Origin of the sequence: Flammeovirga pacifica (genome assembly GCF_000807855.2) — a bacterium.
GTDB lineage: Bacteria > Bacteroidota > Bacteroidia > Cytophagales > Flammeovirgaceae > Flammeovirga > Flammeovirga pacifica.
The window spans coordinates 1,320,425-1,345,164 of record NZ_JRYR02000002.1; the positions used below are offsets into that span (position 1 = coordinate 1,320,425).

Annotated in this window: 18 protein-coding genes; 1 reads left to right on the forward strand and 17 read right to left on the reverse strand. The window is 31.4% G+C overall.

Annotated features, from left to right (window positions below; translation table 11 throughout):
- Window positions 1–15: 15 nt before the first annotated feature.
- Entirely contained in the window at window positions 16–954 is a 939-nt protein-coding gene (locus NH26_RS23830; protein WP_052431696.1) for a T9SS type A sorting domain-containing protein, read from the reverse strand.
- A 162-nt stretch (window positions 955–1,116) separates the two neighbouring features.
- Window positions 1,117–2,046 (reverse strand): T9SS type A sorting domain-containing protein, encoded by a 930-nt coding sequence (locus NH26_RS23835; RefSeq protein WP_044217162.1) that lies wholly within the window; start codon window positions 2,044–2,046, stop codon window positions 1,117–1,119.
- Between the two features lie 375 nt (window positions 2,047–2,421).
- Between NH26_RS23835 and NH26_RS23840 the strand changes: the two genes are divergently transcribed.
- Window positions 2,422–5,313, forward strand: coding sequence for a starch-binding protein (locus tag NH26_RS23840; RefSeq protein WP_084812363.1), 2,892 nt, complete (start codon window positions 2,422–2,424; stop codon window positions 5,311–5,313).
- Window positions 5,314–5,465: 152 nt separating this feature from the next.
- Here NH26_RS23840 and NH26_RS23845 read toward each other — a convergent pair whose 3' ends face one another.
- From NH26_RS23845 to NH26_RS23910, 15 genes are all read right to left on the reverse strand, one after another.
- Complete coding sequence (locus NH26_RS23845) at window positions 5,466–6,728, reverse strand: C45 family autoproteolytic acyltransferase/hydolase (protein ID WP_084812364.1); 1,263 nt, start codon at window positions 6,726–6,728, stop codon at window positions 5,466–5,468.
- Window positions 6,729–6,751: 23 nt separating this feature from the next.
- Window positions 6,752–7,270, reverse strand: coding sequence for a hypothetical protein (locus NH26_RS23850; protein ID WP_044217166.1), 519 nt, complete (start codon window positions 7,268–7,270; stop codon window positions 6,752–6,754).
- A gap of 244 nt (window positions 7,271–7,514) precedes the next feature.
- On the reverse strand, window positions 7,515–7,907 hold the full coding sequence (locus NH26_RS23855; protein WP_044217168.1) for a hypothetical protein: 393 nt from the start codon (window positions 7,905–7,907) through the stop codon (window positions 7,515–7,517).
- Between the two features lie 123 nt (window positions 7,908–8,030).
- Entirely contained in the window at window positions 8,031–8,969 is a 939-nt protein-coding gene (locus NH26_RS23860) for a T9SS type A sorting domain-containing protein (protein ID WP_044217170.1), read from the reverse strand.
- Window positions 8,970–9,226: 257 nt separating this feature from the next.
- Window positions 9,227–10,669 (reverse strand): hypothetical protein, encoded by a 1,443-nt coding sequence (locus NH26_RS23865; RefSeq protein WP_044217172.1) that lies wholly within the window; start codon window positions 10,667–10,669, stop codon window positions 9,227–9,229.
- 435 nt (window positions 10,670–11,104) lie between these two features.
- On the reverse strand, window positions 11,105–11,842 hold the full coding sequence (locus NH26_RS23870) for a GOLPH3/VPS74 family protein (RefSeq protein WP_084812365.1): 738 nt from the start codon (window positions 11,840–11,842) through the stop codon (window positions 11,105–11,107).
- A gap of 25 nt (window positions 11,843–11,867) precedes the next feature.
- Complete coding sequence (locus tag NH26_RS25565; RefSeq protein ID WP_158022030.1) at window positions 11,868–12,026, reverse strand: hypothetical protein; 159 nt, start codon at window positions 12,024–12,026, stop codon at window positions 11,868–11,870.
- A gap of 125 nt (window positions 12,027–12,151) precedes the next feature.
- Window positions 12,152–13,594 carry a leucine-rich repeat domain-containing protein gene (locus NH26_RS23875; RefSeq protein WP_044217178.1) on the reverse strand — a complete coding sequence of 481 codons (1,443 nt, stop codon included), beginning with the start codon at window positions 13,592–13,594 and terminating at the stop codon, window positions 12,152–12,154.
- Window positions 13,595–13,648: 54 nt separating this feature from the next.
- Window positions 13,649–15,091 (reverse strand): leucine-rich repeat domain-containing protein, encoded by a 1,443-nt coding sequence (locus NH26_RS23880; protein WP_044217180.1) that lies wholly within the window; start codon window positions 15,089–15,091, stop codon window positions 13,649–13,651.
- Entirely contained in the window at window positions 15,072–17,834 is a 2,763-nt protein-coding gene (locus tag NH26_RS23885; RefSeq protein ID WP_139263283.1) for a hypothetical protein, read from the reverse strand. The genes NH26_RS23880 and NH26_RS23885 overlap by 20 nt, the downstream gene beginning before the upstream one ends.
- Window positions 17,835–17,844: 10 nt before the next feature.
- Entirely contained in the window at window positions 17,845–19,287 is a 1,443-nt protein-coding gene (locus NH26_RS23890) for an ATP-binding protein (protein ID WP_044217184.1), read from the reverse strand.
- Window positions 19,288–19,600: 313 nt separating this feature from the next.
- A complete protein-coding gene (locus NH26_RS23895; protein ID WP_044217187.1) occupies window positions 19,601–20,689 on the reverse strand; it encodes an alpha/beta hydrolase in 1,089 nt (362 codons plus the stop codon).
- A 93-nt stretch (window positions 20,690–20,782) separates the two neighbouring features.
- Window positions 20,783–21,454: a HupE/UreJ family protein gene (locus tag NH26_RS23900; RefSeq protein ID WP_044217189.1), complete on the reverse strand. Its 672-nt coding sequence runs from the start codon at window positions 21,452–21,454 to the stop codon at window positions 20,783–20,785.
- 2 nt (window positions 21,455–21,456) lie between these two features.
- Window positions 21,457–22,434: a DUF4198 domain-containing protein gene (locus tag NH26_RS23905; protein WP_317040999.1), complete on the reverse strand. Its 978-nt coding sequence runs from the start codon at window positions 22,432–22,434 to the stop codon at window positions 21,457–21,459.
- 278 nt (window positions 22,435–22,712) lie between these two features.
- On the reverse strand, window positions 22,713–24,737 hold the full coding sequence (locus NH26_RS23910; protein WP_044217195.1) for a Kelch repeat-containing protein: 2,025 nt from the start codon (window positions 24,735–24,737) through the stop codon (window positions 22,713–22,715).
- Window positions 24,738–24,740: the final 3 nt, after the last annotated feature.

Below are 24,740 nucleotides of genomic sequence, written 5' to 3' on the forward strand. Positions count from 1 at the left end.
AAGTTTAAATCTTTCTTATAAAACAAGAATTTTATGAGTTGATGATGTCGTACCATTCTTCACCTCAACAAATAAAACACCTTTTCCATAGTTCATAGGTATTTGTGCTAGATTAGATAAAATAGTTTCATCAAAATAAGTTCGTCCGCTAGAATCAAAAATTTTCACATTCATATGATGATATGTACTGACCACTTTTAAATTTTCTCCAAATGAAATAGGGTTAGGATAAACCACTACATTTTCTTCAGAAGCACTTCCCATTTTAACCCCAACTGGCCCTATATATTCCCACTTTTGATCAAAATCAATCTGTTTTAATCTATGATACACCACCCCTGAAACAGAAGGTACATCTTCATCTAAAAATTGATAATTTACTTTGGTATTAGAATTACCGGCTCCTTTAATTTGTGCAACAGTTTCCCAATTCATCATATCTAATGACCTTTCTATCTCAAATAACTCATTATTTTCCTCTGTTGCTGTTGACCATTTTAATTCAATATTTTTTCCTTTTTTTATTGATTTAAATGAGATAATAGTTACTGGTAGATCTTCAACTCCATAGCAACCCCTTTTTACATTATCGTATGTTTTATCATTAATAATCACTCTTGCATTATTACTTTCTGTGCAAAGTCCTTTAGCATTATTAAGGTTGATCTTTACATTATGTAGTCGAACTGGATTATGAGTTAATGATAAACTACTTCCTGCTTCAATATCAAATTCAACTCTGTCCATATCACCTCCTTTGAAAGTAAGCTTGCTGTTATTGATTATTTTAATTCTCGTATTGGCAAAATTTCCAGGGTGAACAGAATCATATTTAATAATAATATAATCACTTTCCAGATTAATAATTGGAACAAAGTCACCTAAATGCTCTTCATTAGATACACATGATTGTAAAAAAATAACACATAGGATTAATAGTGGTAGATTTCTCATTTTTTAGTTTTTATCTTAAAAATTAGTTTTAGCATATTTTCTTAAGTAAAAGGGAAAGTAATCCTCCATTACCCTATTTAAGACATAAAAAAACTCCTCATCCCTAACCATAATCTTAATAGTATGGTTAGGGATGAGGAGAAGAAGAAGAATTAATGTTTATTACTCAACAATCACTTTTTCAGTAATAGTACTAGATCCCGATTTGATTTCAACAATTAATAGCCCTGTACCAAAATACATTGGAATTGTTGCGAAATTGGATGAATGAGATCTTTCATAATGGATCCTTCCAATAGAGTCATAAATTTTAATATTCATGCTTTCAAAAGTAGTCGTAATATTTAAATCATCACCAAAATTGACTGGATTAGGATACATAATTACTTCATCTTCTGCATGGTCTCCGTGCTTAACTGCAACAGGACCGAAATAGTTATTGTTACCATCTAAATCAATTTGATTTAATCTATGATAAACTACTCCATTTATATTTTTATAATCACTGTCCGTGTAATCGTATTCTAATTTTACATCTGAATTTCCTGCAGCTTGAACAGTGTCTAGGATATCCCAACTTTTTTGATCGTAAGATCTTTGAATTTCATAAATGTCAGAATTAGTTTCTGTGGCTGTAGCCCATTCTAGTAGTATATCTTCAGATACCAATTTTGAAGTAAAATAAATTAATTCTACCGGAAGGTCATCATCATCATAACATCCTGTCGCTATGTTAGTAAAAGTATTATCATTGATAATTACTGAAATTCCTTGTGTAGCCACACAAAGTTGATCTTCTCCATGAAGAATAATTTGCATATCCCTCATGTCAGTAGTATTCGTAAAAGATATACTACTTCCTTCATCTACTTCAATTAAACATCTCAAAAAAGTACCCCCAGCAATGGTCAGTACACTATTAGAGGTTACTAAAATTTTTTCATCTACAAAAGTACCTCTCATCGTTTCATCTGAAGAGACAATTTTGGTATACGTTGATAAATCAATAGGTACGAAACCTGGAATATTATCAGAATTATTCGCACACGATAATAACAAGCTAAAGAAAATAGCAGATAAGATGTATTTCATCTATTAAGTCTTAGGTTAATAATAAAGAATTTTACGAACAAAGATATAACAATATACAACAAATACTGAACTCTTCACAGCATAAATAATATTTAAAAAGTAAAATAATGCATTAAAATAATGGTCTTCGATTAATCATTAACATAAATCAATAAATAGAACACATTCAATCTCAAGTAGCTGTATATCAATAAATTAAACGTGCCAATTCATAAAAAGGCACGTTTCAATAAGTCTGATGTACTCATTTCTTACTTAATGGTACGTTTAACACTTCATAATCTTGTAACATTGTAAAACCAGCTCGGGTAAAGTCCTTCAAATAGAAATTACCTGATTAGACTACTAATTATTTATTCACTTTTTTACATTGAAATGAAAAAAAATTTACAACTTCATTCCGTCCTCTTAATGGGCGTTCTTCTACTAATGTCCTCTTTAAATGTATTTGCACAACAAGGAAATAGAAGCGATGTTCTTCTTCAAGGTTTCCATTGGGAAGCTGCGGATGCAACTAAAAAAGATTGGTGGCAAAATCTTAACTCTAAAGTGGGTGAAATTTCTGATGCAGGATTTGATGCCATTTGGTTACCGCCTCCATCAGATGCTGGCGACAGAGCAGGTTATCTACCAAGAAAATGGTACGACCTTAATTCGAATTATGGTACTGAAGCAGAACTAAGAACATTAGTTCAAAACCTTGGAAATAATAATATTCAAGCAATTGCTGATATTGTGATTAACCATAGAGTCGGTTCTACTGGGTGGGCCGATTTTACAGAGCCTTCTTTAGGTGGCTGTTCTTCTATTTGTTCTGATGATGAAGTCAATTGGAGTGAATACAGTACTGAAATAGGTGCTGCATGTGGAGACAACGATTCTGGAACACAATATGAAGCAGCAAGAGACCTTAATCATAATTCTTTAACCGTTCGTGATGAAATTAAAAAATGGATGACTTGGTTAAAAAATGATGTAGGGTTTGACGGATGGAGATATGACTTTGTACATGGTTTCAACGCTTATTACTTTGCTGAATACAACAATCATACAAGTCCTTACATTTCGATTGGTGAACAATGGAAACCTTACAACGAAATTGTAGGTTGGTTAGATGGTGCTCAAAACACTTCTTCAGCTTTTGATTTTCCTTTGAAATATACTTTACATGATGCTGTAAATGGAAACTATAATTATTTAAACGGTCTACCAAGTTTATTAGGAACAAGAGGTAGTCAGGCCGTTACATTTTTAGATAATCATGATACAGAACCTGTACGTTCTGAGTATGGTAATAATTCATTCCCTAACAACCCATCAGATAATTCTCAGTTGTTACAAGGGTATGCTTATATCTTAACTCACCCAGGTGTTCCTGTAGTTTTTTATTCTCATTACTTCAATTACGGTATCAGTGATGCTCTAAAAGAGATGATTGCTATCCGTAAGGCAAATGGTATTACTAATACAAGTTATGTGCAAGTTGAAGGAACAAATGATAACAACTACTACGCTGCGATTATTGATGATAAAGTAGCCATGAAAATTGGTGGTGGTAATTGGTCACCTGGTGCAGGATGGAACATTAAAGTTTCAGGTCCTGGTTATGCTATTTGGGATAGAGGCAATGTAGTAACATTACCTACCCTAACACTAAATACTCCTAGTGGTAATTTCCCTGGTGGATGTGCTAATGTAGCATTAACAACAACAAGTGGTGATATCTATTATACTACAAATGGAGATGTTCCAACAAGTAGTTCTACAAAATATACTGATGTGTTTGATGTGTGTGGGCAGGCTGGAGAAACAGTTGTGGTAAAAGCGGTGGCAATTGATCAAAACGGTTCTTCTGATGTAGTAGAAGGAAGATACACTTTCAATGAGGCCGCAAGCATGACTGTTTACTTTAAGCCATCCAATGCGGGTAATGCGAGTATTTATTTCTGGGGTGTTGTAGATGGTGATCAGACCACTACTTGGCCTGGTGAAACAATGCAAGCATCATCAACATATGAAGGATTTTACGAGTATACAATTAATGGATCTTGCACCAATCTAATTTTATTAGAAAATGGCACTAAGATTACCGGTGATGAAGAAAATATTTGTGGTGATGTTTGGTACGATAACGGATGGATTTCTGAACCTCAACCTCCAACACCAGACACAGAAGCACCAAGCGTTTCTATTTCGCCTGATGGAGGAGAGTATCAAGATGAAGTACAAGTAAGTATTTCTGCTACTGATAATAGAGATGCTGCTCCTACAGTATTCTATTCTATAAATGGAGGAGGAAACATTTCTGCTAATAACTCTGTATCATTAACATTAACAGAAGATGCCACTGTAACTTATTATGCCGTTGATAATGCTGGTAATACTTCAGCTACGGGATCTGCTTCGTTTACAGTGACTCCTTCTCCAACTCCTGAAGGTGGATTTAAAGTATATGTTCAAGGATATAATCTGATTCATCATTGGGGAGCTCTTCCTATTGGTAGTGTATCAAGTACTGCTTGGCCAGGGGCAACTATGTCTACCGAAAACGGATGGTATGTATATGAATTCCCTAAAGAGGTTACTTCTACCAATCTATTATTTCATGATGGAAATGGAAACAAAACGGAAGATATGACAAGAGATAAAGATGGTTGGTTTAAAGACGGTCAATGGTCTGATACTGCTCCTGTTACTCCCGAACCAGGCAATGGTTTAGTGATCCATTACAAATCTTCTTGGGGAAATAGTACACGCATTCATTATTGGGGTGCTTCTAACGGTGCTGCTAGTAATTGGCCTGGTGAAGCAATGACAAGCGAAGGTAACGGATGGTATACCTATACTATTGATGGAGCCACTTCTTCGAATTTATTATTCCATAATGGTAGCGGCGGACAAACACCTGACCTGAATAGAAGTGGTGAGGGTTGGTACAAAGATGGACAATGGTACAATACAAATCCAGAAGGTTCGAGTAGTCGTCAGATAGGTGGATTAGGACAGATAGAAGAAAATCTAATGAACTTATATCCTACTCAAGTCACAGATGGATTTACCTTAGATATTCAACTAAAATCACCTACTACAGTTCAAATGCAAGCTTTTGATATGAACGGACAACAAGTTCTTTCTCCAATACATAAAGCACTTACAAGTGGTGTTCATCAGCTAAAAGTGAACACACTAGGGTTATCGAATGGTATGTATATCATCAAAATCCAGACTGGAAACGAAATGGTTGTAAAACGAATTATTGTACAATAAAGAAAGTACACAAAAGTGTTTGTCTCACTTTTGTGTACTCTCAGTTATCCAATATAAAATGATAACTAACTACTAAAATTCACTTTCAAGTTTTTATCAAGGTAAAAACACCCTACTTATGTGGGGTGTTTTTTTGTTTTAAAAGTTTACACCTAATTATATTTAATTCTGAAACTCTCTAACGGTAGTCCTCCTGGGTGAGAAGGTGAAGTTTGAATATCCATAAACTCTTTATCGAAGTTGACAATGATCCAGCAATTGGTTACCGGCATATCTATGGACACCTCTTTAGCTATTGGATATTTACTAAAGACATCAATCCAATTGACTGTATTCACATTCACCTTCTTCAAGTAATTATGAATCATGGTAAACCTTAGTTCAGAGTCTTGATTATGTTTCCAGTAATCAGCAGATAAATGATGTAAATCGACTTCATCAATATTAAAATACTTTTTTACTGATATTTTCATATCTGCATTGGCACGTAGATCATTCGAAATGGCTAACCTATTGTTTAAGGTTTCAATTTTCATCTTTTGATTAGCACTCAGTTCATAAGCCTCTGCCCCTTGATAATCCGTGATGACATATCCAATACCTACAGCAATAGGTAATTGATTTAACTTTGAAACAGCTTCTTTTTTGTTGCTACTTTCCATCAATTCTCTTGCAAAAAATAAAGAAGGTAAACCTTTATGAATATCAGCCCTAAGGTCAAATTTGGAATGGGCATTTACCGAAAAACCGTTTTGTAAATTAACCCCTTGTATACCTACTGTACCAACATAACCCGTTAACAATAGAATATTGCCATCCACATTGTATTTCATTAATGCTTGGGATCCTTCAAACATTTTTGCCCAATCCAAAGAATAACATACTGATGACTTTCCGTTGTTCCATATTGCTCCAGCCGAACAGTGTCCATTTAAACGATTCCCATCTACCAAAGAAGGGTTTTTACCACTCATTTCTTCCAAAATGGCAAATAATTCATCGAAAGAAATATTGTACACCATCAGGTCATCAAAAGATAGTTGTGCACCTTCTGAAATTCCAAAAACTTCATCATATAAGCCTGGAGTATATTGTTTGATATGTTTCAGAAAGGATGTTTTATACAAACAATATTCTCTATAAGCTTTGTAATTCGCCTCCAAACCAACTGATTGCATCATTGGCTCGACCAATTCAAATTTAAATCGGTTCAGCATATATCTTATTTCCTTCTTGAACTTCTTGCCATGAGCAAGACCCACTTCATAATAATCCCCTTGTGCTTCTATGGTATAAAAGGAGCTATTATCATTTAGTTCAATTTGATGATAAACAGGAGGAATACCTGCATGTGTTATCAATGAAAAACAAAGAAGAAAGGGTAAAAGTGGATACCTTAAATTATAGTGATTCATATTATTTAGAGTTAGATAATTCTTTATTTATGACGATTAAAACCAGTAACTCCAATTGGACCTGGAGCATCAACAATTTTGTCTTTAGGTATCTCTTTTACCAAATCTTCAGGGATATCAATTTTAAAATCTCCTATAGGACTTAATACTCCTTCACCTGCTCCTAAATACTCTCCAAAACAGTAAAATGGTTGGTCAGCCGGAATAACAATAGCCTCATCTAACTTGACTAATACTTCTCCTTCTTCCTTTAACTGAGAAAGAATTCCCACGTCTGTTATAATTACTTTTTGCTTTTCATAAGTATCTACATCCTTACAGATATAAAAACTCACCTCATCTTTGACAGGATCAATCTCTTCTTCTGAACTTTTCATATCAACAATTACATGAGTGAATTTATACCCTGAAGTAATTGGATCAGGTTGTGGTTCAGGGTCTTCATTTTGTTCGTTTGAACATGAACTTAGTGATGCAAAGAATGAAATCATGATCATTACAAAAACACAGTAAATAGCAGTGGTACTAATTTGATTTTTCATTTGGTTTTAATTTTAATGTTACTTTTTAACTAGTGGCTATTCATGATTGGGTAAGAAAGTTAAGTTTCAATCATAGTAGAGTAACCACAATTGAAGTAACGCTATTTATATTTAATGCGTTGCAATTAAATACTTATTTAACTTGCTTTAACCATATAATGCGTCTCAATACTGTTTTTAGGGTATAAAAAAACAGCCTTTCATCTAGTAAGAGGCTGTTTTTTAACGATATATATTGATATTATTATTCCTCTGGTTTCACCGAAGAAACTACAGTATGAATGTTATCATAAAATTTAGTCCCAATATTTTCTGATAATTGATCACAAATTTCAATCATCTTTATTCCTGCATCAGATACGGCATATTCAAAAGCATCTTCATAATTCCAACCATGACCATTCATGACTAAAGCCAAGACTAACCTTGTGGTTTTCATTAATTTAGTATCTTCAAATCCTTTTTCAAATTCCTCTGACTTGAACTGTAGAATAGTACTTATAAATAATAATTCATGATTTTCTGCGATACTTTTTTTATTATTTCGCATCAAATCCCTGTAAGTATCTAATAAAAATTTATTGGTACGAATCCCTGTACTGGCATCCTTTAGCATCAGATTATTTCTTTTTTTCATCACATTTCTAATTTAATGTGTTGCAAAATAATCATTTCTTCTTACAAATTAAGATGTATTGATAAACAAAAAAGTAGACCCTTTAGTAAAGAGTCTACCTTTTCATCAACATTACAAAATATATTACTTTACAATAACCTTTTCCACTATTTTCTGGCTACCCGATGTCACTTCGATCATCAACATTCCTTTTCCATAGTCCATTGGAATAGATGCATAGTTATTGTTATATGAACGATCTAGAAACACCCTCCCTGTATTATCATAAATTTTCACCGTCATATCAGAAAAATTAGACACAATATTGAGAGGTTCAGCATAAACAACTGGGTTTGGATACATGGTTACTTGAGCATCATTCTGTTCACCCATTTTTACAGCAACAGGACCATAATAAGTAAACTGTCCATCAAAATCCACTTGTCTTAAACGGTGATATACCACTTGATTTACTTGTCCAATTTCATCATCAAGAAAGCTATAATCTACACGTACTTGAGAATTACCGGCAGCTTTTACTTGAGAAATTTCTTCCCAATTTTTTTGATCATATGATCTTTCCACTCCAAAATAAGCACTATTTTCTTCAGAAGCTGTAGACCATTTAATAAGAATATTTTCTTCCTTTTTTTCTGAAGTTAGAGAAATAAGTTCTACGGGTAGATCTTTATCATCAAAACAACCAGTTTCAGATGTGTTTATCTTTATTCCATTTATTGAAACATTAATATTCGGAACAGAGATACAAAAATACTCTTCTCCATCAGCAATTATTGAGGTATTATGAATATTAGTATCTCCATGGAAATCTAATTTACCTCCAGCTTCAATTTTAAAATTACAAAAATCTAGTGTCCCTGAATTAAAATGAATTACCCCGTTTTTACCAATCTTGTAATCTGTATGTGCAGCTGCACCAAAAAAGTATAAAGTATCTTCAACAACCACCTCGTGTCTGAAATATGAGGATTCAAAATGTGAGAATTCGTTCTCATCATTCATTGTACAAGAAGATATAAAGGCAGCAAAAAGCAATAAAAATATTGTAGTATAGTTTTTCATTATGCAATAGCAATTTAATTAGTTTGAGATTAAACAATAAATATAACGTAGTAATTAAAATTTTGATTAAAATCTTTATTGTTATTAAGAATGTAACATTATACACTTCTCTCTTCAATAATTGATTAAAAAAGAAAGAAGTGTATAGTTTATAACTTTACTTAGTTTTCAAAAGCTCTTGTATAGTTAGAGTTGTTACATCTTTAATGAAAGAAAGTTCTTAAATCATTAAGCTAATTACATAATGATCATGCTTTTTAAGTTAATGTAAACTGATAATTACTCATTAAACTTTTACTTAACTTATTTTGGATTCTTGTCACAACTTCTTTTTTAGATAAATTTATATTTTTATTACTATAGTCATATGTAAGTATTTCAGCTAATTTCTCTGTAAATGCTGCATACATATTTCCACAACTCCTAACTAATTTGGACTTCTGCATCCATTGATGTATTGGCTTAAATATTTCTCTAATTTTATTTAAAATCTTTGTAAATAGATTTTTAATTGGCTTTACAACATATTTCTTAACTGGTTCCACTATGTATTTTTTAAAGAATGCCAATAGGTTATTAAATATGGTATTCTTTTTTTGGGGTTGGTGTGCTGTTTTCTTTTTTAAAATTACTTTTTCTACAAAAGGTTGTATAATATTATCCATTATAGGTTTAAGTATATAGTTAGTAATTCTATATCTCAAGGGACTAATCACCTGTGTATAAACAGTTGTTGATTTTATAAACGAAATAAATTTATCGTAAATACTTAAAATAAAGTTTTGAGTATTTATAAAATAACTTCTAAGTTTTACTTTACCTGCATAAACAAATTCTTCTATATATGAGAAGGCGTCTTTCAATACTTTGGGTAAATTTTGATACTGAGATAGAGCAAGATTGTTTAATGTTTTCCTCAAGTTTTTGTTTAAGTCTCTTAAATAAGAGACTCTTCTTTCTAATGCAGCAATTCTTTCTGGAGATTTACCTTCTTCTTTCCATTTTTGAATTACAGAATCAAAACTATATACAATTCCTTTTTTTAAATATTTCAATGCATAAAAACCTAACCAAGCTTTAAACCCAAAAGTGGAAATAATCAATTTATTAGCAAAACCAATTGCAACGGCTTTAGAAACTGTTTGTACTCCTTCTTTTAACGAAACTTTATTTTGATAGGAACGAAAAGCTACCGTTATACCGTAAAAAACACCTAAACCTCCATAAAATTGAAAGTTAGTTAAATGGAATCCACCTAAAACATCATATACAATATTAGTATCATGTCCTGCAATCGTATCAAAAATATGATCCAACCATGATTTAAAATGATCAAAATCTGTAGTATTCTCTGCTCCTCTACTTCTATTAATACCACTATCTTCCCAAAATAAATTATTTGTTTCATTTGCTAATGATGGATCATTATACTGAGATATTTTATGAGAAACATCTTTAGTCGCTAATAAAGCTAATAGTTTCGTATCCCCTACTGTTTTAAAATAAAATGGCAATACATTATAGATTTCTTCTGCAGATTGTCCATATTTATAACCTCTTGATGTTAAATATGCATGTACAGCTACTCCTCTTGCATGTAATGGTATCAGCATTCCAAAACTTAATGCAGTACCAAGTCCATGTACATGTATTGTTCTTTGCTCAAACTTGAATTTGTTGTTATTATGTAATTGAAGCATGATTGAATAGTGAATAAAAAGAATAAAGTATCTATTATTATACAATTCAAAGTGCTTTCACCCTAATTAATATATGTCAAAATGACTTTTATTCTTTATCTATTAGATCTACTATTTTTTAAATTGTAGTAAAAAAGTTTTATCGTTTATATTCATTGATATTTTAAAATAGTTGCAGCTTTTCTGCATTCCTTATTACTGAATTATGCAAAACAACAATTTGTAATTGAGAGTGATAGTATAACAAAGTGTTCATAGTGTTATTGGTTCTATATTGCAAGCTGTTATTTTTATTATAGTTTAGAAATAACAAAAGTAGTTCCTTTAAGGAAACTACTTTTTTTAAACCATTTTTATCATTAATGGTATAAGTTATACATTATTTCTAATTACTTGAATCTCCAAGAAAAGAATCCTTATTAATTATCATTGGTTTTAAGTAGCTGCAATCACAGGAACGATCATGATTATTGTTAAAGCCGCTATAATAGATTCATGAATTTCTTTTATCAATGTACTTGTCTCATCGGCAAATTGGTAATTTTTAATGATAGCCTTAATTTCTTTCTTCTTTTCTTTGGCTACTTTTTTACCGTAAACCTCTTTATTAAGACTACATGCATTCACCAAACTAATCAGCATTATATCATTATTATCAGGGGATTGCTCTTCTTGTATGATATCCATTAATCTCTTTCGGATTACATTTTCTGGAATTTCATTTTTAGTGGGATATTTATTATTACTAAAAATCCATAAGATCTTATCTTCTTTTTCTTCGAGGATATTTAAACCTATCAATTTGTTTAAGCTATGCTTTCTTAAACTCTTTTCACGTTGTCCTAATTTATCTATCCAAGTTTTTACCTTTCTTTCTTTTTTTGATTGGTCAATCATCTCAAGACATTTATCTAATGCAAGATCATTTACCTTTTCCCTGTTGATTACTTTCACTCTCTCATTTTCAATGACGATTTTTCCTTTTAAAGTCAGATCATATAATGCTGCTCCTGCAAGACAATAGCCGAAAATAGAATAATCTGATACAAAAGTACCTTTATTGTCATCTATAGCTAATAACATTAGTTGGTCGAGTATACTTAATTTTTGAGTTGTGTTGTGCATTTTTTCTGTTAGTGTTTTGGTATTTCTATAACCCATGACAAAAGTCATGGGCTTTTTATGTAATACAATATTTTTACCCTTTCAAGATCTTTATCTTCTCTTCCAACTCCTTTGCTATTTTCACAAATTTCTGTTGCTTTTTTAAGGAAGGTAAAGTCTCATTATCCAAGGATTTTAGATGTTTCTCGTACTCCTTTTCTAACTCTTCTAATTGCTCTTTTTTTGATTTCATATGTATTCTTAAATTATCTTTCTTTCCCAACCAAATTAAGAACTAAAGTTGTATAATTGAAATTCTACTACGAATACCTTCTTAATTCATAAAAAAGAAATTATCTAATTGAATGAGGTTTTTACTCACCTCCTCTTCGCAGGAGGCAAATTAGAATATCCCACCGAACAAGGGTTTAAATCTCGGCAATTCCAGTCCATCTCCTTAGGTAGTGTTTTCCATGGGTTACCAAACCAATAAAAACAAAGACGCTCTCCTAAATTGGCGAAGCTACGAGGAACTGTTGTTAGTCTATTATACTGTATATCTACTGTTTGTAGGTTTCTACAATAACCTAAAGAATCTGGTAATGATTTTAAATCTGTATCTGTTACTGTAAAGGACTTTAGATTATTCCAATTTTTTTGTGGCTGGGGGTTCCTCATTGAATCAAAATAACCACCTTTTATGTTTAATTCTTCCAAAGTAGTGAGATCATAAATAAACTCTGGAAATTCTTTAATTTTTGTGTCATATAATTTTATATACTTTAAGGGTAATTGATTGTATTCGATTGGAAACTGATAATCTCTAAAATTAGCCTCATGAATATATAAATACTCCAAATTGGTTTGACTCAAAGATTTGGGTAGGTATTTAAGTTTTGGGTTTTCTATTCTTAGAGTATGGAGTCGAGTGAGGTTGCTCATTCCATCTGATAAACTATCAAACCCACCATTCTCCCCACAATCAATTTCTAGATAGCCTAGGCTATCCATCCCATTAATGCATTCTGGATATTCGTTTATTATACCACTCAATTCAAATAAAATAACATTTTTACAATTTGATAAAGAAATGGGTAAATCTATTTTTGACTTTGAATAGATATATAATATCTCTAATTCCGTATAGTTTTGAAAAGAATTAGGAAGACTTGTGAGAGAATCTGAATAGATCTTTAATGTTTTCAGCTTTGAACAACCTTTTATCTCTTTTGGTAAAGTGTTCATTTTTACAGATATAACTAAATTTTCTAAATCTTTAAGATTACCTATTTCATTAGATACTGAGGGAACATCATTTGTTAATATCTCAAGCTCTTTTAATGACGTAAAATTATAGATTGCATTAGGTACACTTTTTATGCTATCTCCTTCAATATATAGCATTTGTAAAGTGTTTGAGTTCAATTGTTCAAAGGGAAAATTGTGTATTCGATCTAGGTTTAAATGTAGAGTTTCTAACTTTGATAAGTTGTCCATATTTTTGGGATAATAATCACAACCAAATAAAATTAATTCTTTTAAGTGTTTAAAATTTGAAATCTTTTCTACCGACTCCCTTGGATACATCTCATAATCTACTTTGAAGTCAAATAATTTTAATCGTACTAACTCCCCATTTAATACCTCAACTTCATTCTTTAATGAAGCAAAATCAATTGAAAAATAATTTAAATGATTATTGAACAATACTTTTAATTGTTCTTGATCTTCCTCAGATAAATCTAAAACTGTTTCCTCCTTTGTATTTAAATTACAACTTAATAAAACAGTTAATAAAAAATATAGTAGTTTACTTTTCATAGTGAAAAATATTAATCACTTTCATTATTAATTAAGTTATTCACCCTTCTCATTTCACCTCCTCTTGGCAGGAGGCAAATTAGAATATCCCACCGAACAAGGGTTTAAATCTCGGCAATTCCAGTCCATCTCTTTAGGTAGAGTTTTCCATGGGTTACCAAACCAATAAAAACAAAGACGTTCTCCTAAATTGGCGAAGCTACGAGGAACTGTTGTTAGTCTATTATGCTGTATATCTACTGTTTGTAGTTTTCTACAATAACCTAAAGAATCTGGTAGTGCACTTAATTCGGTACCAGATATAGTTAAAGACTTTAAATTATTCCAATTTTTTTGTGGTTGAGGATTCCTCATCGAATCAAAATAACCTCCAATAATTTTTATTTCTTCTATTGTTGTTAGATCGTAGAGAAACGGTGGAAATTCTCCAACCTTACTGGCAAATAATTCAATATGTTTTAACGGTAATTGATTGTATTCAATCGGAAACTTATAATTCTTCAATTTTGCTCCTCGAATTTCTAAGAACTCCAATTTGGTTTGACTCAAAGATTTTGGTAGGTATTTAAGTTTTGGGTTTTCTATTCTTAGAGTATGGAGTCGAGTGAGATTGTTCATCCCATCTGATAAACTATCAAACCCACCATTCTCACCACAATCAATTTCTAGATTACCTAGACTATCCATCCCATTAATGCATTCCGGATATTCATTTATTATACCACTCAATTTGAATAAAATAACATTTTTACAATTTGATAAAGAAATGGGTAAATCTATTTTTGATTTTGAATAGATATACAACATTTTTAGTTCTGTAAAATTTTGAAATGCATCGGGAAGGCTTGTGAGAGAATCTGAACATATTTTTAATGTTTTAAGCTTTGAACAACTTTTTATCTCTTCAGGTAAAGTGTTTATTTTTCCTTCAATAAAAAGCTCTTCTACATTTTTAAAATTACTTATTTTAATAGACAACTTTTTAATTTCAGATGTTCTTATTATCAACTCTTTTAATGAAATTAAATCATAGATAGATTCTATTAATTTTGAGTCTTGTAAACTATCAACCTGTAACGTTTCAAGTCTTTTGTCCTTAAATTTTTCAAATGGAAAATTGTTGAATTTTTTGAGATTTACTCTTAAATATTTTAAAGTTTTAATATTTTCTATCCCATTAGGATAATACTTTAAACCAAATAAATTTAACTCTTGTAAATTAGTAAATGAACTAATTTCTTGAATACTGGTTGAGTCATAATGGATTTCACCATTATAAAATAAAGGAAAATATAGTCTTATTACTTTATTGTCTTCTACTTTAATTAAATGATCTAATTCATTAAGTTCATATCCTGATAATTTTATGTAATTCAAATATAAATTTTCAAGTTTTTCTCTTACTTCAATATCCAAATTTTTAATTGTATTATCGTGATTTGAGCAAGCTATTGAAATAAACAAAACAGGTAATAGTTTAAAAAATATTTTTTTCATAGTGGAAAATATTAAAATTATATTGTTCTCTGAGTTTATAAAAAATTGGAAAGAGGAAGTTTACAATTAATTCAGTTGGTGATCTAAATTTCTTAGCACCTATTGTTTTGTCTGTGAAATTATTTATGATAAAACTGCCCATATTAGTATGTTTCCCTACAGAATTTCCATTTAAAAACATAGGACCTGTACCATCCACATATCGCATCAAAAACGATAGATCAATACCATTCATAAAGTTTATATTAACCATACCCCAAGTTACTTCTTGGTCATGAGGAATTTTACCACTATCCTTTAACTCTTCACCTTGATGATAAGTATCTATCAACATTTCAATAAATGATATTCCTAACTCTTTAAGGTCTGAAGAGTATTTAGCATAAAACCTTTCCAATTCTTCTTTTGGAGCTTGGGTTCTTCTTTTATCATAACCTTCCCAATAATCTTTTTTAATGGCTATTGAATCATCTACTCTATTTGCATTAAAAGCATCCTGAGCCTCCTTCATTTTCATAAATCTCAATTCCCTTTCCTCAACAGGATCATTTTCATAGGTTAAACCATTGTAGATTTTACTTAAATACAATAGGTTTTTTTTGCCAATATAAATATCCGTTTTTGTTGTCCTACTGACGCTAAATTCTGTTTTACCATAATGACCCTGCCTTAGTAGTGCCGTATCTCTATCAAGTGCTAAAGATAAGCTGTCTTTGTATGTACCTAGTATACTGAGGTTTTCTAAATAGGTACCATGATCACCAATATGAAACTTGGCTTCAGCTCCAAAGGTTAAGAGTAATTTACCCTTTACCTTATTTAGTGCATTTAATTTATTATAATTATCCATTAATACTTTTTGAGATCCCATCATTGAAGGAGTCGCCTTCGATGATTTAAAAAAAGTAGAAAGGTGAATTAATAATTTTATACCGTCCTTCTTCATCCATTCGATAGGATCTGAATAATTATTATCTTTAGAAATATTATTTCTCTCTAAGTAATTCATTGCCGTTCCTAGTTGTAATAAGGTCAATCTGGTAAGTGCAATCTCATTAGAGTTTAAATCTACCCTTAGTTGTAAATACTTTCCGTTATCATCTTTATTGTCGGAATTTACTATTTTTATGTATGAAAAGGTGACCACCAAATTGTCTATTTTAAAGGATGTTGATAGTTCAAAATTTGATTCTTCTTTGTTAATGAAATCTTGTGATTTATCATACAATTTTCCATTTCTATACTCTTGTACCCTATTGGTTTTGTGCCCTTTTTTAAACGCTAATATAAATTCTATTGATTTATCATTCGGTGTCTTTCCGCCTATCTTAAAATTAAAATTGTGAGTTAAAATATCGTATTTAATATGCTTCTTTCTCAGCTCATCCTGATGTTGAGGTTCTGATAAATAATTATGCAAACTCTCTATATCATCTAACTCAGGATGCTGTGCAAAACAGTGAAGTAAATACACCGTAAAATGTTGAATAGAGTCAAAAGAATTTTTATTGCTGTTACTAAGCATATACCCTACACTTGTATTAAAAGAGCCTCCATTCCAAAGCGCAACATCAACTCCACCTTCTACCATTAAAGTATACATAAAGCTTACATCAAAAGACCTATCGTCTCCTATCTCTGCGGATAAAGCAAAACCTACTCCCACTTCAAAATATAAATCAAATTTGATGTGGCCATACATAAAAGTCAGCTTTGCCTCCACTTCACTCACCACTTCATTTTCCTTTTTGTTGTCTGTTATCTTTGGAAAACCTACCATCACTTGGCGAATCACTTCTTCCATTTTTTCAAATGGATCAGTCTCATTGAATAAATCAATTTCTTGCTGAACAAAAGCAACCTTCCCCTTTTTTTTATCAATACCTTTCAGTGATAAAATATTGATAAAAATCTTTCTAGCAGTGCTCGACCAACTATTCAAAATGCTCACATCAATATGCTGCAGTAGATAGTTAAAATGAGATTGATACTTGGGGTTTTTACTTACAGTTGTATGATATAAAAAGCTATATTGTTCGTCTTCGTTGAGTAAATGTATTAGTTGATTTAAATTAAAAGGATCTTCGTTCTGACAGAACAATACTTGAAGTAAATTTTGAGTAAGCGGAAAACCAGCTCCTTCTGCTTCTATAATATCATGAGTTGTTAGACCAAGTAGAAAATAATTTTGAGGTGAAAATAAAGTGACTTCATTTTCTTTTTGTAGGGTCCTTGCTTTTGGTATTTGTAATTTTTGACTTCTCGAAAGTACAAAGGCCTCCCCAATTTTGATTCCATCTTCAGGTGTTGCCATATGATGTAAAGCCCAAACAGGAAACACTTTAAAGTCTTCTACCCTGCCTAAATTAATCACTTCATTGGCCATCAAATGTTTTGTACCTTCTGTAGTCTTTATCAAAGACTGATTTTGATGTTGGACTACTCCTTCCCAAGTTGGGTTACTTTGTATCAGTTGGTCAACATCAAGATAATTATTGAGATAAATTCTGTAAAAACCTTGCCCAGGAACAACCTTATATTGTATGTACCCTGTCGATTCATCAAAAAAATACTTTCCTGCATCTGCATCGGGTGTTACTCTTTCGTAATTAAAATCTACTAAAGAGGCCTCATAGTTTTTTTCTAGTGCAATCAACTGTGCTCTTTTTTCAGGTGTCATTTCAAATGGTTTTTCCTTTGAAACCGATCCTGATTTTTTCTTCTTTATTTGTTCTAGTAGCATGCCTTATTCTTTACATTCTTGAACCTGTATGTACTGCCGATCTCCCTAAACGTTGTTCCATTAATATGGATGGAGGGGCATCATCTCGGCATGCTTTAAACATGGAGTCTCTTTTTAAATACTCTTTCCTTAAGTATTCTAAAATAGTTTCTTCTTTAATCTCAGTTGTTCCATTATCAATACAATCAATAAGTACCTTCGACATTACTGCACTAATATTCGCCCCATTCACCTGATAATTATTGGCTAAATTATCCAATACATTCGCAGGTAAATTGTAGGGTGTAACAGTAGCGTTTTTCCATAATAAATAGCGTTCTTTGGCTTTTGGAAAGGTAAATTCGATCTCACTATTTATCCTTCTCAACATTGCCTTATCAAATATTTTTCTGATATCTGTTACGTTGGTTGCCAATATCACTACTCCATCAAATTGTTCTACACGTTGTAATAAATAGGCCATTTCTTGATTGGCATATTTGTCTTTCGCCTCTTTCAACTTCTCATCTCTCTTAGAAAAAATGGCATCCGCTTCATCAATAAATAAAATAGCTTCTTGACCGTGTAAACGAGAAAATATTTTCTCCATTTCTTTCTCAAATTCTCCTACGTACTTAGAGATTACTCGAGATAAATCAAGTCTATATGTAGGCATTTTATATTCTAAGCCTATGGCTGATGCCGTTAATGATTTACCCGTTCCCGGAGCACCCGTAAATACATAAAGCTGACTTTTATTGATTTTTTTTCGAACTATGATGGGCAATTCATTCCATTTTTTCCTCACCCTTAACCATTGTTGTAGCGCTTCTAATTCGGTTCGTGTTTTTTGAGGTAAAACGATATGTTTTAATAACATTTTGGGTGTCATTAATTGTGCAGGAAAGCGTTCTCCTTGATCCAATCTGGGTGGATCGCCTCCATTTAAATGATGTGCATATTGTTCTGAAACACGAACTATTTGATGTACAACAGCTGTTAGCTTATCTTCTTTATTCTGATATGCCAATATTCCATATCGAAATAAAGGGTGATGTGATGACATAAAATACATCAACATCTCTTCTTTATTTTGAGGATAAAACAGCTCTAAAAAAGTCTTTAAAGTTGGGATAAACCTTGTATTATTTTCTTCAAAAACACCTTGATATTGGACCAATACATCCAATTTATCCACATACTTAAAGAAAGAAGAGAAGGTCAAATGATGGTACTCCCAAGCATAAGCAAATAACAAAAATGTAAGGTCGTCTTTACTAAAACGATACTGCTTTGCCAGTTTTTGGAAATGAGTTTCGTAACTATCATCTAAAAAAGAATCAAGCTGAAAACCTTGATCATATTCTTGAGATTCTAATCTTTTTTGAATAAAACTAAAAAGTCCATTCATAAGTTTACGTAATTCTAAGGTGTGTAGCTTCCCCTCAGAAGTAGTTAGTATTTTGGTTGTCATAGTTTTTAAAAAATGATTCGTTAGCAAGGAAAAAGTTAGCTTTTTGAGAACAGTCTTTTGCTTTGATTTGGCTAATTTATTGAAGTTGTGAAAGATATGCAAATATATTTATGTATCACAAATTGCTTTCCATTTCACATCTACAATATTATATCACACAAAATCAAATATTTCTTGGCAAATACTACTACCTAATTTCATGCAATAGGGGTTTAATGATACATTATTTTTCAAATGTATCTTTTTAGTATGCAACCTATATGCACTAATAAAATGGCTTTGAATTTAATCCTCCTCAAAAAATAGAAGGGAGTTACAATGAAGTATCAAATTGCTTTAAAATTGAAAATACGGTATCAGGATTACTGATATACAAAACATGATTATCACCCTTGATGACATGTAATTTGTATTTATTTTGGGGGATATATTTTGACACTCCACCTGATTGATCTGTTGCTCCATAAATCACTTTTACTTTTTGGCCATATCTTGGCTTTGAAAAAAGTCCGCCAGATAATGCAGTATAGGATTTAAATTGAGTTGGCAAAGTGGTTATTGCTGTATTAATAGCAGAACATCCATTGGATAAACCCACTAAATGAGGCTTCTTTGGAGAAATTCCTATCCTTTTATAAGCATGAGGTAAAACCTTAGAATAGATATGTTTCATATCAGAAGATGTAAAAATCCCACTCATCCCTTTTGTTTCCACACAAATAACAATATGATTAGAATATTCATCATAGATTTTAGGATACAATAACCAATTACCTAAAAAACCATGACAAAAGACTGTTACTTCACAGTCTTCTAAATTTTTATTCTTGGGTAAATGAACAAAATAATGCGATAGGTCTTTGTATTGACCTTTATCTTGCATCATCTGAAAATATAAATTAGAGGGCAACATAGACGTAGGAGCACCATTATGAAATAAGTAATTATTCCATAAACTTTCATGATTACTATAGGTGACCATATCTCTAAGTGCTGAACCAAAAGGAAGCCCCAACCCTTTTTGTACTAATATTCTGATGATATCTTCTGGTAAGACATGCATCATAAAAACAGCCACAGATTGTCCATCTTCCTCAGAGATAATAGAAGATAGATAAGGAAGCCAAGGCATACTTACCGTATTACCCGTCGAATTAAAATATACACTTTGATATTCCGCTTCTTTATCAAAAGATCGCTTGGGGAAAATTAAAATATAAAGCACTAAAGTAGATAGGAGTACCCATCTTTTTTTGATTTTTAGATAGTTACTAACAAAATCCTCATTTTGAAGTAGCAAGACAATCACTCCAAGAAGTAGTACCCTTGTGTGTAAACTTGATACAATACAAAATAAGAGACCAATTATTAATAAAAGTGTTCTTCGTAAAAACCTTTTCATTCCATATCTACTTTAGATAAAAACCTTTCAATGTTAACTTATAAGCTTCGAATTTTCCAAAATGATAAGTTGTTCTTCCGTCAAGTGAAACTGTTAAGAATAATACCCCATCATCTGATAGCCAAATAAAAACAACCCTGCCAAAATCAAATACCAGTTAACGGCTTTATAAAAGGCTGGAAATTGCTTGCTTTTTCTAGACCAACTAATGATTGCTACTATAGGAATCAAAGCTAAAATTTGACCTACTTCTACCCCTACATTAAAGCATAATATCTTACTTAAAAGTGCTTCGGTTCCGTTTTCGAAGGATTGTAGTCTAGTAGACAACCCAAACCCATGAATCAATCCGAAGACAACAACCATTATCAATAAATTAGGCGATTTAACTTTCAACTTTTCAAAGCCACCTAAATTTTCAAATCCTTTATATAAAATACTTAAAGCAATAACAGCATCTACTAAATGCTCGTTGGCAGTGATACCTGCATAGGTTGCCCCAATTAAAGTAATGCAATGCCCAATCGTAAAAGCAGTTATAAACTTTATAATATCTTTAAAACTGCTAAGATAAAATACTACTCCTGCTAAAAATAATAAGTGATCGTACCCCGTAAGCATATGGGTGGCTCCCACCTGAATGTAAGCCAATAGACTTCCGCTTTTTAATAGTTCTTGATCAGCACTTGTCACATCATGTGCAAATGCTATCATTGGAATCATCAAAAATAATAATGATAATGCTCTCTTTTGATACCTATTCATTGTTAGTCCTTTTTTCTGAAATACATAAATAATATACCAATCACTAAAATACTACCGAATACAAAGATCCCTGTAGGTATTTCTTCTTCATGATGATGATCATGAGTATGAGTGTGTTCCCCGTGCTTATGCGTTACTTCAAAAGTTAACGTAGACCATTTTGATTGATGTGTAAACTCTTTATTTCCATCCATCTTTTCCATATGAATCGTACGGAGGTAATAAATGCCATCCTCCGGTAAAAGGAGAGTAACAATACCTTTGGCATCGGTACGAAACCTTTGTCCATTGGTATGAGAATGATCTGCTGCATCATGAGAATGATCTCCATGGTGGTGATGGTGAGTAGCACTAATATAATCCGCATATAATAACTGATTAGGCAATGGTTTCCCATCCATCAATAACTGAACATCTAAAGACTCTCCACTGTATTTTTTATAAGGATTTTCTAATGGCACAAATTCTATTGGGTACCCTAAAACCGTTTTCCAATCTTCCGTTTTAGAATCACCTACTTGATAAATAGCTTTTACATGTTTCTGATAGCTTTCGACCACATCATCTTCCAATTCATTATTGTCTTCTCTTTCTCTAAGCATATCAATAACCCCATCATGTTTAAGATAGCCATTAAAAGAAGAGGCGGTTTGTTGTAAGGTTCTTGCTTTTGTCGATACACCAACTACATACGTTCCGGTATCACCAGTTTTAAAATGGAATTGAGTAATTGTACTGTCCTGATCGCTCCATTGTTCATCAGAAATTGAAGTTCTTTTTTGATGAGCCACTACTGATGCATCTAATAAACGGTCTCTTGCGATTGTATTTTCACTCAATTCAAAAGTACCGTTGTATAAACTTAAAGTCGCTTCTTGATTGGGTTGTAAAAAATAAGTTTCCATTTTAATGTATAGATCATGACTACACAGCAAAATAAATGCGGATACCAATAAAAAAGGGCGAGTTAGTTTAATCAAAAATTTATTTGATAAAAATCTTGTCGTATTAAAGTTCATATTGCCTTATCGATGTTAAGTCTAATTGTTGGTTACTATGATTCGTTTTGAACGGCAAAAATAGGAAGATTACATTTAGTTTAATAACTAAATTAAAGTACATAAGATATATTATAATATACTTATCACATTAATTAATGATTGGAACTAAATAGTTACAATTACAATAGATGCTTTTATGAATTAATTATCCATAGAATTCATCTTGGCATTAATAATACACACCTATTTCTATTATCCTAATTCAAATTTAGAATATTTGTGGAAGCAAAAAGGTAATTTTCGTACCCTATATCATAAAAATAAATTCTTTGATGGTTAGTAAACATCATTCCTTTATTATACCAACTTGACCTATCAATAATTGCTTTTTGTGTTGTGATTAATTCGAAAGATTCCGTTTTAAAATCAAACAAATTGAAATAATAATTAGCCTCTTCAGTTCCATTGTTAGACATGAATAAAAACGCAAAATGTTCTTCATCTACCCTTGAAATGTTGTAATCGGCTTGTTGAGCCTCAAAATGTATTTCTGATTTAATCCATCTTACCTGATGTGTAGTAAGGTCAATCTTTTTGACCAAAGCATTTGTGTTTCCGTCTACTTCCTCATATCCAAAAATATAAGCACTTCCATTATAGGTATATGACTTTAAAATATGGAAATCTTGGGTATGCTGTAAACCAATATTAGACCATTGTTGTGTTTCTAAATCATATTTATACAAACCATTATTTTCTATTGTATTGGATGTACCATACCCAAGATAAAGAGCTTTATCAGTAGCAAAAATAGAAGTATTAATAAAATGATCTCCTAATCGGATTGATGTAAGAGTTTCCCATTTGTCGGAGACAATATTGTAACAATATATATTGTTTTCTTCATCTCCAGAATAAATATATATCTTATTATTTTGATAGCAGGCATTAAGAGGTTTGTTAAAGTAACTGCTTGTGATGGACTCATTTGAACTTACCTTATTAAATTGATTTCTTTCATTATCAAACTTCGTTATAGTAACTCCATAACCATGAAAAATAAAATAACTATCACCATTTACATTTAAACGATGACTATCATTTTTTAGAGTTGGTTTTGTTTTATCCAATAAGGTAAAGAATGCTGGTATTTGGAAATGCTCTTCCAATACTTGATTATCCAATCCATTAGATAAGACTACTTCAGCTTCAAAATTTGGAAATTCTATATTAGGCATTTTTACAATTGCCTCATTTTCGCTCTTTTCAATAATTTCTCCACTTTCACCATTAAAGAGAAATGAATAACTTGTAGAGTTAAGATACTTACCTGAAAATTTTAATTTTAATTCATTCCCATCTACTACTTCAATTTTATTTATTTGTGGAAGATGGGCTCTAAGTAATGGTAAAGATAGTTTATGGTAAAAAGGAAAGTCTATTTTAAAATTCAAGGGAAACTCAACATCTTCTCCAATCTTTACAGTAATTTCTTGATCGTTCATATCAAGAATTTGGCCTATATTAAGTTTTAAATCTTTATGGAAATTATATCCATGAATAATCACAGTATCTCCATAATAAACAGTTTCAGAAGAATATTTTGTGAAGGTGGGAACTCTAACTGGAATAGGCTCTTGAATTAATACTTCATGGCGATCATCAAATATTTTCAGGTATACAACCATATTATCATAAAAATAATCTGGGTTTTCTAATTTTATCCCGATTTGATTAGTACTATCCACAATACATTTATCTACTGGCAAAAAACGCTCATCTTCTCCATATCTTGCAGAGGCTTTGATAGAATTTTTTAAAAAATTTATCCCTTTAATCCTTAAGGTGTCAAAAGTGAAAACACTATCTGGTAAAGTATTTAAATCAATAGAAAACTTAGGAAGTTGAGAAAGTGTAAAGTATTTATTTTTTCCTTGTACCGATGTTCCATTTATAATAGCATATGCTTTGAAACTAATATTAGTAAACATATCCCAATTATCTTTGATCTCTAAAATAAACTTGTTGTCTTCAATCCTATGGGAAGTATTTTGTTGTAAATGGGTTGCCCCATTGGAATTCGTATAATTTAGAAAAAAACCTGTATCGTTGATATCTACTTCAGTACCTTCAGGGAGTACTCCTGTAAATTCAATTGTACCATTTTCACTTACAATATAACCCATTGTTTCAACAGAAAGGTTTTTCTCTGTTTCGAATAAATTACAACCAAAAAGTAAATTTAAACAGATTAAGATGATCAGTTGTTTTGAATTAGTCATGTT